The sequence below is a fragment of the Agrobacterium leguminum genome, assembly GCF_015704895.1.
GTDB lineage: Bacteria > Pseudomonadota > Alphaproteobacteria > Rhizobiales > Rhizobiaceae > Agrobacterium > Agrobacterium leguminum.
Genome location: NZ_JADQWB010000005.1, coordinates 180,206 through 197,524 on the forward strand (window position 1 = coordinate 180,206; position 17,319 = coordinate 197,524).

Annotated in this window: 20 protein-coding genes; 3 read left to right on the forward strand and 17 right to left on the reverse strand. The window is 58.5% G+C overall.

Features of this window, described 5'->3' with window-relative positions:
- Positions 1-6: 6 nt before the first annotated feature.
- From rplN to rpsL, 16 genes are all read right to left on the reverse strand, one after another.
- Positions 7-375 carry a 50S ribosomal protein L14 gene (gene rplN, locus I3J13_RS10165; RefSeq protein WP_003495199.1) on the reverse strand — a complete coding sequence of 123 codons (369 nt, stop codon included), beginning with the start codon at positions 373-375 and terminating at the stop codon, positions 7-9.
- 234 nt (positions 376-609) lie between these two features.
- On the reverse strand, positions 610-846 hold the full coding sequence (rpsQ, locus tag I3J13_RS10170) for a 30S ribosomal protein S17 (protein ID WP_003495195.1): 237 nt from the start codon (positions 844-846) through the stop codon (positions 610-612).
- An 11-nt stretch (positions 847-857) separates the two neighbouring features.
- On the reverse strand, positions 858-1,058 hold the full coding sequence (gene rpmC, locus I3J13_RS10175; protein WP_003495193.1) for a 50S ribosomal protein L29: 201 nt from the start codon (positions 1,056-1,058) through the stop codon (positions 858-860).
- A 12-nt stretch (positions 1,059-1,070) separates the two neighbouring features.
- The gene (rplP, locus tag I3J13_RS10180; protein WP_003495190.1) at positions 1,071-1,484 is read right to left on the reverse strand and encodes a 50S ribosomal protein L16; all 414 of its coding nucleotides are present in this window, start codon (positions 1,482-1,484) and stop codon (positions 1,071-1,073) included.
- 38 nt (positions 1,485-1,522) lie between these two features.
- Entirely contained in the window at positions 1,523-2,254 is a 732-nt protein-coding gene (gene rpsC, locus I3J13_RS10185; protein WP_003495188.1) for a 30S ribosomal protein S3, read from the reverse strand.
- Positions 2,254-2,643: a 50S ribosomal protein L22 gene (gene rplV / locus I3J13_RS10190; protein WP_003521005.1), complete on the reverse strand. Its 390-nt coding sequence runs from the start codon at positions 2,641-2,643 to the stop codon at positions 2,254-2,256. Before rplV ends, rpsC begins: the two co-directional genes overlap by 1 nt.
- Before the next feature lie 2 nt (positions 2,644-2,645).
- Positions 2,646-2,924, reverse strand: a complete 279-nt coding sequence (gene rpsS / locus I3J13_RS10195; RefSeq protein WP_003507772.1) for a 30S ribosomal protein S19 — start codon at positions 2,922-2,924, stop codon at positions 2,646-2,648.
- A gap of 15 nt (positions 2,925-2,939) precedes the next feature.
- Entirely contained in the window at positions 2,940-3,776 is an 837-nt protein-coding gene (rplB, locus tag I3J13_RS10200) for a 50S ribosomal protein L2 (RefSeq protein WP_003521004.1), read from the reverse strand.
- A gap of 43 nt (positions 3,777-3,819) precedes the next feature.
- Complete coding sequence (locus I3J13_RS10205) at positions 3,820-4,113, reverse strand: 50S ribosomal protein L23 (RefSeq protein ID WP_003521003.1); 294 nt, start codon at positions 4,111-4,113, stop codon at positions 3,820-3,822.
- Positions 4,110-4,730 (reverse strand): 50S ribosomal protein L4, encoded by a 621-nt coding sequence (rplD, locus tag I3J13_RS10210; protein WP_003495173.1) that lies wholly within the window; start codon positions 4,728-4,730, stop codon positions 4,110-4,112. Before rplD ends, I3J13_RS10205 begins: the two co-directional genes overlap by 4 nt.
- A 12-nt stretch (positions 4,731-4,742) precedes the next feature.
- Positions 4,743-5,384, reverse strand: a complete 642-nt coding sequence (rplC, locus tag I3J13_RS10215; RefSeq protein ID WP_003507769.1) for a 50S ribosomal protein L3 — start codon at positions 5,382-5,384, stop codon at positions 4,743-4,745.
- Between the two features lie 168 nt (positions 5,385-5,552).
- Entirely contained in the window at positions 5,553-5,861 is a 309-nt protein-coding gene (gene rpsJ / locus I3J13_RS10220; RefSeq protein WP_003507767.1) for a 30S ribosomal protein S10, read from the reverse strand.
- Positions 5,862-6,172: 311 nt separating this feature from the next.
- Positions 6,173-7,348: an elongation factor Tu gene (gene tuf / locus I3J13_RS10225; protein ID WP_003525183.1), complete on the reverse strand. Its 1,176-nt coding sequence runs from the start codon at positions 7,346-7,348 to the stop codon at positions 6,173-6,175.
- Between the two features lie 65 nt (positions 7,349-7,413).
- Entirely contained in the window at positions 7,414-9,513 is a 2,100-nt protein-coding gene (gene fusA / locus I3J13_RS10230; RefSeq protein WP_003523732.1) for an elongation factor G, read from the reverse strand.
- 34 nt (positions 9,514-9,547) lie between these two features.
- Complete coding sequence (gene rpsG / locus I3J13_RS10235) at positions 9,548-10,018, reverse strand: 30S ribosomal protein S7 (protein WP_003507761.1); 471 nt, start codon at positions 10,016-10,018, stop codon at positions 9,548-9,550.
- Between the two features lie 78 nt (positions 10,019-10,096).
- Complete coding sequence (gene rpsL / locus I3J13_RS10240) at positions 10,097-10,468, reverse strand: 30S ribosomal protein S12 (protein WP_003507760.1); 372 nt, start codon at positions 10,466-10,468, stop codon at positions 10,097-10,099.
- A 526-nt stretch (positions 10,469-10,994) separates the two neighbouring features.
- Here rpsL and I3J13_RS10245 point away from each other — a divergent pair.
- The 3 genes from I3J13_RS10245 to I3J13_RS10255 all read left to right on the forward strand — a co-directional run bounded on the left by I3J13_RS10245 (position 10,995) and on the right by I3J13_RS10255 (position 12,834).
- Positions 10,995-11,288 carry a hypothetical protein gene (locus tag I3J13_RS10245; RefSeq protein WP_035262574.1) on the forward strand — a complete coding sequence of 98 codons (294 nt, stop codon included), beginning with the start codon at positions 10,995-10,997 and terminating at the stop codon, positions 11,286-11,288.
- An 11-nt stretch (positions 11,289-11,299) separates the two neighbouring features.
- A complete protein-coding gene (locus tag I3J13_RS10250) occupies positions 11,300-11,650 on the forward strand; it encodes a VOC family protein (RefSeq protein WP_035262580.1) in 351 nt (116 codons plus the stop codon).
- Positions 11,651-11,748: 98 nt separating this feature from the next.
- The gene (locus I3J13_RS10255) at positions 11,749-12,834 is read left to right on the forward strand and encodes a helix-turn-helix transcriptional regulator (RefSeq protein ID WP_196378721.1); all 1,086 of its coding nucleotides are present in this window, start codon (positions 11,749-11,751) and stop codon (positions 12,832-12,834) included.
- A gap of 140 nt (positions 12,835-12,974) precedes the next feature.
- Here the strand turns inward: I3J13_RS10255 and rpoC are convergent, their stop codons facing one another.
- Positions 12,975-17,183 carry a DNA-directed RNA polymerase subunit beta' gene (rpoC, locus tag I3J13_RS10260; protein ID WP_059762645.1) on the reverse strand — a complete coding sequence of 1,403 codons (4,209 nt, stop codon included), beginning with the start codon at positions 17,181-17,183 and terminating at the stop codon, positions 12,975-12,977.
- Positions 17,184-17,319: the final 136 nt, after the last annotated feature.

The window sequence follows — 17,319 nt, forward strand, 5'->3', positions numbered from 1 at the left end:
CGCTCCTTACAGTACTTCCGGAGCCAGCGAGATGATCTTCATGTGGTTCTTGGCGCGAAGTTCGCGCGGAACCGGTCCGAAGATACGGGTGCCGATGGGCTCTTTCTTGTTGTCGATAAGAACGGCTGCGTTGTTATCGAAACGGATGACGCTGCCGTCAGCGCGGCGGATGTCCTTGGCGGTGCGCACGACAACCGCCTTCATCACGTCGCCCTTCTTGACGCGGCCGCGCGGAATAGCTTCCTTGATGGAAACGACAATAATGTCGCCAACAGAAGCATATTTGCGCTTCGAGCCGCCCAGCACCTTGATGCACATGACACGACGTGCGCCGGAATTATCCGCCACGTCGAGGTTTGTTTGCATCTGAATCATGTCAGGTCGCCTTCTTGTTGTTACCGGGACGGTTGGGCAAACTCTCCCGAGCAAGCCCCCTGCCCCAGCTTATGAATATCTCTTTTTTTGCGCGGAAATGTCGTGACAGGGTGGTTTCCCGAAGGACCTTCCGTGCGCATCAAAGCAAAAGACGCTCGATTCACGAGCGTCCTTGCGGTGCTTCATACAGGAATTCGCGCCAAGTGCAAGACACCTGGCGCGATTCTGATGAAATTAAGCCTGGGCGGAAACGACCGTCCAGCGCTTGTCCTTGGAGATCGGTGCGCATTCCTCGATGGAAACGACATCGCCGACCTTATACTGATTGTTTTCGTCGTGTGCCTTGTACTTCTTCGAACGACGAACGGTCTTCTGAAGCAGCGGGTGAGCGAATCGGCGCTCAACCCGGACTACGACAGTCTTCTCGTTCTTGTCGGACACTACGACGCCCTGCAGAATGCGTTTCGGCATATTATTCTTCCTTAGGCCTTGGCTTCTGCCGCCTTCTGGCGGGCAATGGTTTTAACGCGGGCGATATCCTTGCGGACTTCGTTGATGCGCGAGGACTTCTCCAGCTGACCAGTTGCCTTCTGGAAGCGCAGGTTGAACTGCTCCTTCTTCAGATCGGCGAGCTTGTCCTTGAGCTGGTCGGCGCTGAGGCCGCGAACTTCATCGGCTTTCATGTGCCTTGCTCCTTACTCTGCGATGCGCTGTACGAAGCGCGTCTTGACCGAGAGCTTGGCAGCGCCGAGACGAAGCGCCTCACGGGCGATCTCCTCGGACACACCGTCGATCTCGAACATCATACGACCGGGCTTGACCTTGCATGCCCAGTAATCGACCGAACCCTTGCCCTTACCCATACGAACTTCGGTCGGCTTTGCCGTGACCGGAACGTCGGGGAATACGCGGATCCACACGCGACCTGCGCGCTTCATGTAACGCGTGATCGCGCGGCGGGCCGCTTCGATCTCGCGTGCATTCACGCGGTTCGGTTCCTGCGACTTCAAGCCGAATTCACCGAATGCCAGGTCAAAGCCGCCCTTGGCGACGCCCTTGATGCGTCCCTTGAACTGCTTACGGTACTTAGTACGCTTTGGCTGCAACATTTTCTTACTTCTCCGAGCTTATCTTTCGCCAGCGTCAATCAAGCGTTTTCGCGACGACGATCGGGACGATCGCCACGCTCACGGCTTGCAGGGCCCTGTGCGTCGCCTTCGAGACCGCGACGCTCAGAAGCCATCGGATCGTGCTCAAGGATTTCGCCCTTGAAGATCCAGACCTTGATGCCGCAAATGCCGAATGCGGTTTCAGCTTCAGCCGTGCCGTAGTCGATGTCCGCACGCAGCGTGTGGAGCGGAACGCGACCTTCGCGGTACCATTCGGTACGAGCGATTTCTGCACCGCCGAGACGGCCGCCGCAGGTGATCTTGATGCCTTCGGCGCCAAGACGCATTGCGGACTGAACAGCACGCTTCATCGCACGGCGGAAAGCCACGCGGCGCTCGAGCTGCTGAGCGATCGACTGGGCAACCAGCGTCGCGTCGATTTCCGGCTTGCGCACTTCAACGATGTTGAGGTGCGTTTCGGAGTTGGTCATCTCGGAAAGCTTCTTGCGAAGCTTCTCGATGTCCGCGCCCTTCTTGCCGATGATCAGACCCGGACGAGCCGAGTGGATCGTAACGCGGCACTTCTTGTGCGGACGCTCGATGACGACCTTGGCGATACCGGCCTGCTTGAGTTCCTTGATCAGGTAAGCCCGGATCTTCAGGTCTTCATGCAGCAGCTTGCCGTATTCTGCGGTGTCAGCGTACCAGCGGCTATCCCAGGTACGGTTGATGCCGAGGCGGAAGCCAATCGGATTGATTTTCTGACCCATTATGCGGCCTCCCCTTTTTCCTCGACTTCACGAACAACGATCGTGAGGTGAGCGAACGGCTTTTCGATGCGGGAAGCACGACCACGGCCACGAGCGTGGAAACGCTTCATGGTGATGGACTTGCCAACATAGGCCTCGGCGACGACGAGAGCGTCGACGTCGAGGTCGTGGTTGTTTTCCGCATTGGCAATTGCAGATTCCAGCGTCTTCTTGACGGTGCCTGCAATGCGCTTGCGGGAGAATTCGAGCTCGGCGAGAGCGCGATCAACCTTCTTGCCACGGATAAGAGCGGCAACCAGGTTCAGTTTCTGGGGGCTGACGCGGAGCGTACGGGCAACGGCCTGAGCCTCGTTGTCCTTCAGCCGGCGTTCGGTCTTAGCCTTCGCCATGATTACTTCCTCTTTGCCTTCTTGTCCGCGCCGTGACCGTAATAGGTACGGGTCGGAGAGAATTCACCGAACTTGTGTCCGACCATGTCTTCGTTGACGGAGACGGGCACATGCTTGCTGCCGTTGTAGACGCCGAAGGTCAGACCAACGAACTGCGGCAGGATCGTGGAGCGACGGCTCCAGATCTTGATTACTTCGTTACGTCCGCTCTCGCGCACCTTCTCAGCCTTGGTGAGAAGATAGCCGTCAACAAACGGACCTTTCCATACTGAACGAGCCATTAGTGACTACCTCTCTTACTTCTTACGCTGATGGCGCGAGCGCATGATGAACTTGTCGGTCGACTTGTTCGAACGGGTGCGCTTGCCCTTCGTGGGCTTGCCCCACGGAGTAACCGGGTGGCGACCACCCGACGTGCGACCTTCACCACCACCGTGCGGGTGGTCGACCGGGTTCATGACGACGCCGCGAACGTGCGGACGCTTGCCGCGCCAACGGGAACGACCGGCCTTGCCGTCGTTGATGTTGGCGTGGTCCGAGTTCGAAACAGCACCGATCGATGCGAGGCAGGAGCCATGCACCAGACGCTGTTCGCCCGAGTTGAGACGCAGGATGGCCATGCCGGCATCGCGGCCGACGAGCTGGACATACGTACCGGCGGAGCGAGCGATCTGACCGCCCTTGCCCGGCTTCATCTCGACGTTGTGGATGATCGAACCGACCGGAATGTACTGAAGCGGCATGGTGTTGCCGGGCTTCACGTCCACTGCCTTGTCGGAGGCGATCACCTTGTCACCGGCAGCGAGACGCTGTGGCGCGAGAATGTAAGCCTGTTCGCCGTCGGTATACGTAACCAGCGCGATGAACGCGGTGCGGTTGGGGTCGTATTCCAGACGCTCAACGGTGCCTTCTACGTCGAACTTGCGACGCTTGAAGTCAACCAGACGGTAGGTCCGCTTGTGACCGCCACCCTGGAAACGGACGGTGATCCGGCCCTGGTTGTTACGGCCACCCTTGGAGCTGAGGCCCTGGGTGAGAGCCTTTACCGGCTTGCCCTTGTAGAGCGAAGCGCGGTCCACGATAACCAGCTGGCGCTGGCTCGGCGTGGTCGGATTGAAACTTTTCAATGCCATTTTCTTGTTCCCTTTTGGGTCTTTGCCCGCTTGGGCCTAACCTTTAGAGTCCGGTGGACACGTCGATGGATTGACCTTCGGCGAGCGTGACGACGGCTTTCTTGACGTCCTTCAGCTTACCGGCGAATCCACGGAAACGACGGGTCTTACCCTTGCGGATAAGCGTGTTCACAGCCGTGACTTTGACGCCGAAGAGAGCTTCCACGGCAGCCTTAATTTCAGGCTTGGAAGCGTTCTTGGCGACGTTGAATACGACCTGGTTCTGTTCGGATACCAGCGTCGACTTTTCCGTGATCGAAGGAGATACGATCACATCGTAGTGGCGAAGATCCGTCATTTGAACCGCTCCTCCAGAGCCTCTACAGCAGCCTTGGAAAGCACCAGCTTGCCACGGCGCAGGATGTCGTAAACATTGATGCCCTGAACCGGCAGAACGTCCACGTTCGGGATGTTCTGAGCAGCGAGCTTGAAGTTGCCATCAAGTTCGGCGCCGCCGATAACGAGAGCGTTGGTCAGGCCAAGCGAAGCGAAGCTGCCCAGCAGAGCCTTGGTCTTTGCTTCGGACGCGACGAGCTGATCAACGATGATCAGTTCTTCAGCCTTCAGCTTTGCAGACAGGGCGTGACGCAGAGCGAGCGCGCGAACCTTCTTCGGAAGGTCGTGTGCATGGCTGCGAACGACCGGGCCGTGGGCCTTGCCGCCGCCGCGGAACTGCGGTGCGCGAGCCGAATGGTGACGAGCGCGGCCCGTACCCTTCTGCTTGTACATCTTCGCGCCGGTGCGGGAAACTTCCGACCGGTTCTTGGACTTGTGGGTTCCCTGCTGCTTCTTTGCAAGCTGCCAGCGAACCATGCGGGCCAGGATGTCCTGGCGGGGGTCGAGGCCGAAAATCTCATCCGACAGAGAAACCTTGCCGGCGTCTTTTCCCTCGAGGGTCTTGACGTTCAATTCCATGATAAGGCTCCCTTACTTCGCAGCCGACTTGACGGCGTCGCGGACGATGATCCAGGAACCCTTCGAGCCGGGAACTGCACCCTTCACGAGGATGAGGCCACGGTCTTCATCGGTCGAAACGACTTCGAGGTTCTGGGTCGTAACGCGCGTCTGGCCCATATGACCAGCCATGCGCTTGCCCTTCCAGACGCGGCCCGGATCCTGGTTGTTACCGGTCGAACCGTGTGCACGGTGCGACACGGAGTTACCGTGCGAAGCGCGGCCACCACCGAAGTTGTGACGCTTCATAGCACCGGCAAAACCTTTACCGATCGTGGTTCCAGTGACGTCGACCAGCTGGCCGGACTGAAAATGATTTGCGGTCAGTGTTGCACCGATGTCGATCAGGTTCTCGGGGGAAACCCGGAACTCGACGAGCTTGGCTTTCGGTTCGACATTGGCAGCGGCAAAATGACCGCGAAGCGCCTTCGTCGTGTTCTTGACCTTGGACTGGCCGGCACCGAGCTGAACTGCGGTATAGCCATTCTTGTCTTCCGTGCGCTGGGCAACGACTTGTACGTTATCCAGTCGCAATACTGTTACGGGGATATGTTCACCTGCGTCGTTATAGACGCGTGTCATACCCACTTTCTGTGCAATCACACCTGAACGCATTGGTTCATCCTCTTGCGAGCCTTGAAGGGAAAACCCTCTCTGGCCTTTGTTAAGGAGTGCCCTTCGACATCTCACGATGTTTCCGGTCTCCGGTTTGGAAGTCGTTGGATTACTCCACGTACCTTCCTTGTTATTTCAGCCCTCACCTTGGATAGATCGGGCCGGGTCTTAGAGCTTGATTTCCACGTCAACGCCAGCAGCGAGGTCGAGCTTCATCAGAGCATCGACAGTCTGCGGGGTGGGGTCAACGATATCGAGAAGACGCTTGTGCGTCCGCATTTCGAACTGTTCACGGCTCTTCTTATCGACGTGAGGAGAGCGGTTGACGGTAAACTTTTCGATGCGGGTGGGGAGCGGAACCGGGCCGCGAACGCTGGCGCCGGTGCGCTTTGCGGTCGACACGATTTCACGGGTAGAGGCATCGAGGATCCGGTGATCGAACGCCTTGAGGCGGATACGGATATTCTGGCCGTTCATTCGTCTTGTCCTTGTTCTTTGTTATTCGTTTCCGCACGCGGAAACACATGAACTTCTATTGATCGTGGCGCCGCAGATTTTCAAAAATCGAGAGAAATGCGCTGTCGCATCCCAATCATTTCAGTTGTCTGTATTGCTAAAACACCGCGTTTCGCAATCGCTTGCGAATCCAGCGGTGAGTGTGAGTGCGCGTTTACGCGCTTTCACCGAATTTTTCAAGCACTAAAAATGCAACGCCGCCAGGCTTTTTACCAAAAGTCCGGCGGCGGTGTTGTTCACACCGCCGCCAGTCTGAATTTCAAAGGTCGAAATTACTCGACGATCGAAGCGACGATGCCGGCGCCGACGGTACGGCCGCCTTCGCGGATAGCGAAGCGCAGCTTTTCTTCCATCGCGATCGGAACGATCAGCTCGACGTCAACGGTCACGTTGTCGCCAGGCATAACCATTTCCGTGCCTTCCGGAAGCGTAACGATGCCCGTTACGTCCGTCGTGCGGAAGTAGAACTGCGGACGGTAGTTCGTGAAGAACGGCGTATGACGGCCGCCTTCTTCCTTCGTCAGGATGTAGGCTTCAGCCTTGAACTTCTTGTGCGGCTTAACCGAACCCGGCTTGCACAGGATCTGACCACGCTCGACGCCGTCACGGTTAACACCGCGAACCAGTGCGCCGATGTTGTCGCCGGCCTGGCCCTGGTCGAGCAGCTTGCGGAACATTTCAACGCCGGTAACCGTCGTCTTCGAGGTCGGACGGATGCCGACGATTTCGACTTCTTCACCAACCTTGACGATACCGCGCTCAACGCGACCCGTCACAACCGTACCACGGCCGGAGATCGAGAACACGTCTTCGATCGGCATCAGGAACGGCTGGTCGATCGGACGCTCAGGCGTCGGGATGTAGGCGTCAACCGCAGCCATCAGCTCGCGGATCGCGTCTTCACCGATCTTCTTGTCAGAATCTTCAAGAGCGGCAAGTGCCGAACCCTTGATGATCGGAATATCGTCGCCCGGGAAGTCGTAGGACGACAGAAGTTCGCGAACTTCAAGCTCGACGAGCTCGAGAAGCTCGGCGTCGTCAACCTGGTCGACCTTGTTGAGGAACACGACGATCGCCGGAACGCCAACCTGACGGGCAAGCAGGATGTGCTCGCGGGTCTGCGGCATCGGGCCGTCGGCAGCCGAGCAAACCAGGATCGCGCCGTCCATCTGGGCAGCACCGGTGATCATGTTCTTCACGTAGTCGGCGTGGCCGGGGCAGTCGACGTGCGCATAGTGACGGGCAGGCGTTTCGTATTCAACGTGCGCCGTCGAAATCGTGATACCACGGGCCTTTTCTTCAGGCGCGGCGTCGATCTGGTCATACGCCTTGAATTCGCCGAAGAACTTCGTGATCGCTGCCGTCAGCGACGTCTTGCCATGGTCAACGTGACCGATCGTGCCAATGTTGACGTGCGGCTTATTGCGCTCAAACTTGCTCTTTGCCATTAGTGGCTCTCCATTCTTGTCCCTTGACGGGAATAATCTTCAAAATTCGGTGGGGCGTACCCCGATCACTTCTGACCGGAGTACTTAGCCTGGATTTCCTGCGCCACGTTCGACGGAACCGGCGAATAGTGGTCGAACGTCATCGAGTACTGTGCACGGCCCTGCGACATGGAGCGCAGGTTGTCGACGTACTTGAACATGTTCGCGAGCGGAACATGCGCGTTGATGACGACGGCGATACCACGGCTTTCCTGGCCCTGGATCTGACCACGACGGGAGTTCAGGTCGCCGATAACGTCACCGACATAGTCTTCCGGCGTTACGACTTCGACCTTCATCATCGGCTCGAGAAGCTGTGCGCCAGCCTTCTTCGCTGCTTCACGGAAGCAGGCACGCGATGCGATTTCGAAGGCGAGAACCGACGAGTCGACATCGTGGAATGCACCGTCGACCAGCGTCGCCTTGACGCCGAGCATCGGGAAGCCAGCCAGCGGACCGGAAGACAGAACGCTTTCGATACCCTTCTGAACGCCCGGGATGTATTCCTTCGGAACAGCACCGCCGACGATCTTGGATTCGAACTTGAAGTCTTCGCCTTCGGGGTTCGGTTCGAAGATGATCTTCACGCGAGCGAACTGACCGGTACCACCGGACTGCTTCTTGTGCGTGTAGTCTTCTTCGTGCTGACGCGTGATGGTTTCGCGGTAGGCAACCTGCGGAGCGCCGACGGTTGCTTCAACCTTGAATTCGCGACGCATACGGTCAACGAGAATGTCGAGGTGAAGTTCGCCCATGCCCGCGATGATCGTCTGACCGGACTCTTCATCCGTCTTGACGCGGAACGAAGGATCTTCAGCAGCCAGACGGTTGAGCGCGAGGCCCATCTTTTCCTGGTCGCCCTTGGTCTTCGGCTCGATCGCGATCTGGATGACCGGCTCGGGGAATTCCATGCGCTCGAGGATAACCGGCTTCAGCGGATCGCAGAGCGTATCGCCAGTGGTGGTTTCCTTGAGGCCAGCCAGAGCAACGATGTCGCCGGCAAAGGCTTCTTCGATGTCTTCACGGCTGTTGGAGTGCATCTGCAGCATACGGCCGACGCGCTCGCGCTTGTCCTTGACCGTGTTGATGACAGACGTACCCTTTTCGAGCTTGCCCGAGTAGATACGTGCGAAGGTCAGCGAACCGACGAAGGGGTCGTTCATGATCTTGAAAGCGAGCATGGAAAGCGGCTCGCTGTCGTCGGCATGACGCTCGATTTCGGCTTCGGTCTTGAAGTCGATACCCTTGATCGCCGGAATGTCCAGCGGAGAAGGCAGGTAGTCGACAACGGCGTCGAGAAGCGGCTGAACGCCCTTGTTCTTGAACGCGGTACCGCAGAACATCGGGTGGAACTTCACGTCGATGGTGCCGCGGCGAACGAGCGCACGGATCTTGTCGTTGTCGGGCATGATGCCGTTCAGGTAGTCTTCCATCGCTTCTTCGTCGATCTCGACAACGGTCTCGATCAGCTTTTCGCGATATTCGTCAGCCTTGGCCTTCATGTCTTCCGGGATTTCGACGACGTCCCACTGAGCGCCGAGCGATTCGTCGCGCCAGATGAGTGCGTTCATCTCGATCAGGTCGATAACGCCCTTGAACTCGGTCTCAGCGCCGATCGGCAGCTGCATGACAACGGCGATGGCGCCGAGACGGGTCTTGATCATTTCCACCGAGCGGTAGAAGTCAGCACCGGTCTTATCCATCTTGTTGCAGAAGATCATGCGCGGAACATGATACTTCTCGGCCTGACGCCAGACGGTTTCCGTCTGCGGCTCAACACCGGCGTTGGCGTCGAGCAGCGCGATGGCGCCGTCGAGAACGCGCAGCGAACGCTCGACTTCAATGGTGAAGTCGACGTGGCCGGGGGTGTCGATGATGTTGAAGCGGCGCATCTTGCCGTCGCGACCCTTCCAGAAGGTCGTGGTGGCGGCGGAGGTGATGGTGATACCACGCTCCTGCTCCTGCTCCATCCAGTCCATCGTGGCAGCGCCATCGTGAACTTCGCCGATCTTGTGCGACTTACCGGTGTAATAAAGGATACGCTCGGTGGTCGTCGTCTTGCCGGCGTCGATATGCGCCATGATACCGAAATTGCGGTAGTCTTCGATTTTATATTCGCGAGCCATAATGGACTGCCTTTCGATATGCGACCGGTTAAGATTACCAGCGGTAATGCGAGAATGCGCGGTTGGCGTCGGCCATCTTGTGCGTGTCTTCGCGCTTCTTGACAGCGGAACCGCGGTTGTTCGCAGCGTCCATGAGTTCGCCGGAAAGGCGATCGACCATGGTCGTTTCGTTGCGCTTGCGGGCAGCCGTGATCAGCCAGCGGATAGCAAGGGCCTGACGGCGCTCGGGGCGAACGTCGACGGGAACCTGATACGTGGCACCACCAACGCGGCGCGAACGCACTTCAACGTGCGGAGCAACGTTGTCGAGGGCGGAGTGGAACACGCCGAGCGGCTCCTGCTTCGTCTTGCCCTGAACGACGTCGAATGCGCCGTAAACGATGCTTTCTGCGACCGACTTCTTGCCGTGAAGCATGATGGCGTTCATGAACTTGGTGACGACCAGATCGCCGAACTTCGGGTCCGGGTTGATCTCACGCTTTTCTGCACTATGGCGACGGGACATATTCTTTGTCTCTCAATGTTATTGACGCTAAACCACGCGGAGAACCTCGCGCAGCGCCGGAATTTGTTTAAACCCGAATTACTTCGGACGCTTCGCACCGTACTTGGAGCGGCGCTGCTTGCGGTTCTTGACGCCCTGGGTATCGAGAACACCGCGGATGATGTGGTAACGCACGCCCGGCAAGTCCTTTACGCGGCCGCCGCGGATCATGACCACGGAGTGTTCCTGAAGGTTGTGACCTTCGCCCGGAATGTAGCCGATGACTTCGAAGCCGTTGGTGAGGCGGATCTTGGCAACCTTACGCAGAGCCGAGTTCGGCTTCTTCGGGGTCGTCGTGTAAACGCGGGTGCAAACACCACGCTTCTGCGGGTTTTCCTGAAGAGCAGGAACCTTGTTGCGCTTTACCTGTGCCTGGCGAGGCTTGCGGATCAGCTGGTTTACGGTAGGCATATAACCATCCCTTGCAAAAACTACTTTAGCCACCCTCACGGGTGGCGGCTATGCCGTTGCCGGCGACGATGCACGCATATATCCTCATGCGCAAAACGTGGCCCGATCCGTTTTCACGGATGGACCACCAAGAGCAGAGGACACCGGATGAGGCGTCTTGCGTGCAACATTCGTGTCTTCTACGTGCAATGGAGACCCGTTTGAGATGATGTTCGGGAAAAAGGTTACCGAACGGCCAGCACCCACAGAGGCTCCGATGGCGGGCGTACTACTGTTTTAGCCAGCTTTCGTCAAGGGTGAATCCACATTTTGCGCCGCCACCCATGGCCGCAAAGCCCACGTCCGGGCCATTTCCAACCCGCTTTAACATAAGTCGGCACAGAAGGCAGCGATTTTGACCTCCACGCTTTGGCTTTTCATAAAATCCGTCTATTGATTCCCCATGGCGGGCCGGAGCGGCTCCGCCATGGGCGGGACCGATTCCCTCGGCCCGCATCACAGCAACGACAGATCAAGGAACCGCGTCATGAGCACCCTCCCCGACAACGACAACGGACGCGACGAGCCGATGGTCTTCATCGTCATCGGCAAGGCCTATGAGACCGACAATTCCGAGGGCATCGACATCCACGTCATCCTGCGGGCGCCGGACGACGATACCGCCGTACGCGAAACGCTGAACGCGCTTTCCGAGGAAGGTTTCATCGAAGCCGATCTCGACCAGATCGGCATGCTGACCGACGTGCCGGATGAAGAGCCGCACGCCTCCGCCTATCAGGGCGCGCTCGAAGGCGAAGTCGCCATCATCCGCTTCGCCTGAGGCGCAGGTCCGTGGCGGTAAGACGTGTCGTCGCCAACATCGCAACACCGGAACCCGCGCGGGCTCAGGCATTCTATGGCGATATTCTCGGCATGACCGTCGCCATGGACCACGGCTGGATCCTGACCTATGCCAGTCCGCTCGAAGCCAGGGCGCAGGTCAGCTTCGCAAGCGAAGGCGGCTCCGGCACTGCCGTGCCGGACCTTTCCATCGAGGTCGATAATTTCGAAGAGATCCACGAAAGAATCCTGAAAGCGGGCTTGCCGATCGACTATGGCCCGGTTACCGAAGCCTGGGGCGTGCGCCGGCTGTTTCTGCGCGATCCCTTTGGCAAATTGGTCAATATATTAAGTCACTCATAGATTATATACTTTGAATACAATAGTATTATTTGATTATACGTTGAACAATACCGGAATATGAGGTTTAAATAGCCCCGACACAAGATTCCAGTGACGGGTTGAATACTATATTGTCGGCAGACATTATCGATGACATTTATGAGGCAGCGCTTTTCCCCGATCGTTGGGCACAGGTCATTGCCGCCATCGGCCACCGGCTGGATTTCTGGGGTGGCGCCCTTACCTGGGGCAAGGGTGAAGAAGAAGCCTGGCTTTACACGCCCAATTTCCAGGAACTGATGCAGGCCTTCATGGATGGCGGCTGGAACCGCCGAAACGACCGCCTGACCCGCGCAATCCGCGAGGGACAATTTTCCTTCGTGCAGGATTTCGATGTCTTCACCCATGATGAATGGGCCGGCCTGCCGATCGTGCGCGATTTCCTGATACCGCGCGGACTGGGATATGGCGCGGCCACACAGGTTGCCCCGCCCGACCATCCGGCAATGACGGTGCTTTTCGAACGCAAGCTCGATAGCGGCGTCATCGAGCCGGAAACCATGGCGGCGCTCGACCGGCTGAGACCGCATATTGCCCGCAGCCTCACGCTGGCAACCCGGCTGCAGCGGCAGAAAGCCGATGCCATGACGCTTGGACTGAACGCCATCGGGGCGCCGGCGGCGGTGCTTCAGGCGAGCGGCCGTGTGCTTTCCGCAAACGACATGTTTCTCTCCCTCAGGAAATGTATTTCCACCCGCGCCCACGACAGGATCGTGATTGCCGACGAAAGAGTGAACCGGCTGCTCTATAAGGCGCTTGCCGGGCATAATATCGGCTCGTTCCCGCTGCCGACCGGCGAAGATCGGTCCTGCATCCTGCATGTCATACCGTTGCGCAGGAACGCACTGGATCTGTCCCCGAAAGGCTGCGCCATCGTGCTGATATCGCAACCCATGGGCACCGTCGCCGACGCGACCTCACTGCTAAAGGGGCTTTATGACCTCACCAGGGGCGAGGCCCGTGTGGCGCTGGAAATCATGAAGGGGCTTTCGCTTCCCGCCGTGGCGAAGCAATTGCAGATTTCCCACGAAACGGTGCGCAGCAACGCCAAGTCGATCTATGCGAAGACCGGCAGCACCGGCCAGACCGATCTCGTTCGCCGGCTTTCCGTCCTCACCCGTTATAACATCCGCGAACAGGGCTGAGCCCGCCGCACGTGGCTGGAGACGTCGCCCGACCGCAAAAGCGACAGACCCCTATCCGCACAAACAAAAACGCCCGGATTGCTCCGGGCGTTTTGTTCTGAACTTTGGCGGGGCTTCGCAAAGCCCCTGCCCTTCCCGCCTTATTCGGCGGCCGGAGCCTGGTCCGTCATGTCCTGCAGCATCTGGTTCGCAGAGCCTGCGCCGGTACCCTTGCGGCGTTCCTCGAGAATGAGGTCGTCGCGCGAGGTGGCGATGCGGCGGATCTGCGTCATGGTGCCGCCGGTACCGGCCGGGATGAGACGGCCGACGATGACGTTTTCCTTGAGGCCCTGCAGCGTGTCCGTCTTACCGGCGATTGCAGCTTCCGTGAGAACCTTGGTGGTTTCCTGGAAGGATGCGGCCGAGATGAAGGACGGCGTCTGCAGCGAAGCCTTGGTGATACCGAGCAGGACAGGATCGCCGTAAGCCGGCTTCTTGCCTTCCTCGATCAGGCGGTCGTTCATGTCGTCCAGCTCGATACGGTCGACATTGTCGCCGACGATGTACTGGCTGTCGCCCGCATCGGTGATCTCGACCTTCTGCAGCATCTGGCGAACGATCACCTCGATGTGCTTGTCGTTGATCACAACGCCCTGCAGACGGTAGACTTCCTGGATTTCGTTCACGAGGTAGGAAGCCAGAGCCTCCACGCCCTTGATCGCCAGAATGTCGTGCGGTGCCGGGTTACCGTCGAGGATGTATTCACCCTTTTCGATATAGTCGCCTTCCTGAAGATGGAAGGGCTTGCCCTTCGGGATCAGGTATTCGACCGGCTCGACGCCGTCTTCCGCAGGCTCGATCATCACGCGACGCTTGTTCTTGTAGTCGCGGCCCAGACGGATCGTACCATCGATCTCTGCGATGATGGCGTGGTCCTTCGGACGACGGGCTTCGAACAGTTCGGCAACGCGCGGCAGACCGCCGGTGATGTCCTTCGTCTTGGCGCTTTCCAGCGGCGAACGTGCAAGCACGTCACCCTGGGAGACCTTCGCACCCGGCTCGACCGACAGGATGGCGTCAACCGAGAGCTGGAAGCGGGCTTCGCCACCACGGGCAAGCTTCGCAACAGCACCGGAAGCGTCCTTGATGACGATCGCGGGCTTGAGGTCCGAACCGCGCGGCGTCGAACGCCAGTCGATAACCTGACGCTTGGTGATGCCGGTGGATTCGTCGGTCGCTTCCAGAACGGAGAGACCGTCGACGAGGTCCTCGAAGTGAACGGTACCTTCCACTTCCGTCATCATCGGACGGGTGTAAGGGTCCCACTCTGCAAGACGCTGACCGCGCTTAACCTTGTCGCCGTCGTCGACGAAGATCTTCGAACCATAGGCAACGCGCTGCGAAGACCGCTCCTGGCCACGCTCATCGAGAATGGTGACGGCCATGTTACGGCCCATCGCGATGAGTGCGCCTTCGGAGTTGCGCAGAATGTTGCGGTTCTTGATCGCAATCGTGCCCTCGTAAGAGGCTTCGAGGAACGACTGGTCGACCACGTTCGCCGTACCGCCAAGGTGGAAGGTACGCATGGTAAGCTGCGTGCCCGGTTCACCGATGGACTGTGCGGCGATGACGCCGACGGCTTCGCCCATGTTGACAGGCGTACCGCGTGCAAGGTCACGACCGTAGCACACGCCGCAGACGCCGATCTGCACTTCGCAGGTCAGAGCCGAACGGATGCGGACGGACTGGATACCGGCCTTCTCGATGGCGGCCACGTCGGCTTCGTCGATCAGCGTACCGGCCTTGACGATGTTTTCGCCGGAAACCGGATGATCGATGTCGTCCAGGGCCGTACGGCCGAGGATACGTGCGCCAAGCGAGGCAACGACCTGACCGGCATCGACGATGGCGGTCATGGTGAGGCCCTTGTCGGTGCCGCAATCCCTGGAGTTGACGATGCAATCCTGCGCGACGTCGACGAGACGACGGGTCAGGTAACCCGAGTTCGCCGTCTTCAGAGCGGTGTCTGCAAGACCCTTACGGGCACCGTGGGTCGAGTTGAAGTACTCGTTAACGGTCAGGCCTTCCTTGAAGTTCGAGATGATCGGCGTCTCGATGATTTCACCCGACGGCTTCGCCATCAGGCCGCGCATGCCGCCCAGCTGACGCATCTGGTTCGGAGAACCACGAGCACCCGAGTGCGACATCATGTAGATGGAGTTCATCGGCTTCTGGCGGCCCGTTTCCGGATCGAACTCGACAGCCTTGATGCGTGCCATCATTTCTTCGGCGACCTTTTCGGTAGCCTTGCCCCAGGCGTCGACAACCTTGTTGTACTTTTCGCCCTGGGTGATGAGACCATCATTATACTGCTGTTCGTATTCCTTCACGAGAGCTTCGGTGTCGCCGACGATCTTCACCTTGCTGTCCGGAATGACCATGTCGTCCTTGCCGAACGAAATGCCGGCGCGGCAGGCATGGGCAAAGCCGAGCTGCATGATGCGGTCGCAGAAGATGACCGTGTCTTTCTGGCCGCAATGACGGTAGACCGTGTCGATCATCTTGGAGATGTTCTTCTTGGTCATTTCCTGGTTGCAGACGTCGAAAGGCACGTTGACGTTCTTCGGCAGAAGTTCGCCGATGAGCATACGGCCGGGGGTCGTCTCATGGATCTTCGAAACCGGCTTGCCATCGGCATCAACGGTCTTGAAGCGGCCGCGGATCTTGGCATGCAGCGTCACGACCTTGTTTTCAAGCGCGTGATGCAACTCGCCGATATCCGAGAAGGCCATGCCTTCGCCCGGCTCGTTCTGGTTCATGATCGACAGGTAATACAGGCCGAGAACCATGTCCTGCGAAGGAACGATGATCGGGTGGCCGTTTGCCGGATGCAGGATGTTGTTGGTCGACATCATCAGCACGCGCGCTTCGAGCTGGGCTTCCAGCGAAAGCGGAACGTGAACAGCCATCTGGTCACCGTCGAAGTCGGCGTTGAAGGCCGTGCAGACGAGCGGGTGCAGCTGGATGGCCTTGCCTTCGACCAGCATGGGTTCGAAAGCCTGGATACCCAGACGGTGCAGCGTCGGCGCGCGGTTCAGGAGAACCGGATGCTCGCGGATGACCTCGTCGAGGATATCCCAGACTTCCGGCTTTTCTTTTTCAACCAGCTTCTTGGCCTGCTTGACGGTCGAGGAATAACCCTTGGCGTCGAGGCGGGCATAGATGAACGGCTTGAACAGTTCGAGCGCCATCTTCTTCGGCAGGCCGCACTGGTGCAGCTTCAGTTCCGGACCGGTCACGATGACCGAACGGCCGGAATAGTCGACGCGCTTGCCGAGAAGGTTCTGGCGGAAGCGGCCCTGCTTGCCCTTGAGCATGTCGGAGAGCGACTTCAGCGGGCGCTTGTTGGCGCCCGTGATGACGCGACCGCGACGGCCGTTGTCGAACAACGCATCGACGGATTCCTGCAACATGCGCTTTTCGTTGCGGATGATGATACCCGGCGCACGAAGCTCGATCAGGCGCTTCAGACGGTTGTTACGGTTGATGACGCGGCGATAGAGATCGTTGAGGTCGGACGTCGCGAAACGGCCGCCATCCAGCGGAACCAGCGGGCGCAGGTCCGGCGGAATGACCGGAACGACCTTCATGATCATCCATTCCGGACGGTTGCCGCTTTCCATGAAGTTCTCGACGATCTTCAGGCGCTTCATCAGCTTCTTCTGCTTCAGGTCAGAAGTCGTTTCAGCAAGCTCGACGCGCAGGTCGCCGGCGATCTTTTCGAGGTTCATCGAAGCCAGCATCTCATAGATGGCTTCAGCGCCGATCATGGCGGTGAACTGGTCTTCGCCGAACTCGTCGACGGCGATCATGTACTCTTCTTCGGACAGAAGCTGGTTCTGCTTCAGCGAAGTGAGGCCCGGTTCCGTGACGATGTAGTTCTCGAAATAGAGAACGCGCTCGACATCCTTCAGCGTCATGTCGAGCAGGGTCGAGATACGCGAGGGAAGCGACTTCAGGAACCAGATATGGGCAACCGGCGCTGCGAGCTCGATATGGCCCATGCGCTCACGGCGAACGCGCGACAGCGTCACTTCGACGCCGCACTTTTCGCAGATGATGCCCTTGTACTTCATGCGCTTGTACTTGCCGCACAGGCACTCATAGTCCTTGATCGGTCCGAAGATACGCGCGCAGAAGAGACCGTCGCGTTCCGGCTTGAACGTACGGTAGTTGATGGTTTCCGGCTTCTTGATCTCGCCGTAGGACCACGACAGGATTTTTTCCGGCGAAGCGATCGAAATCCGGATGGAATCGAAATGCTGCGCAGGCACCTGAGGATTGAAAAGATTCATGACCTCTTGGTTCATGCCTTGTCTCCTTGAGAGGCTAGCTGCTGCCCCTGTTTGCATCTGGACCGGCTTCTTCCCGGGTCACCGTCCAGAGCTTTAAATACGGATTAACCGCATAATGCGGCGAAAGTGTCCCAAACCGGCCAATACCGTC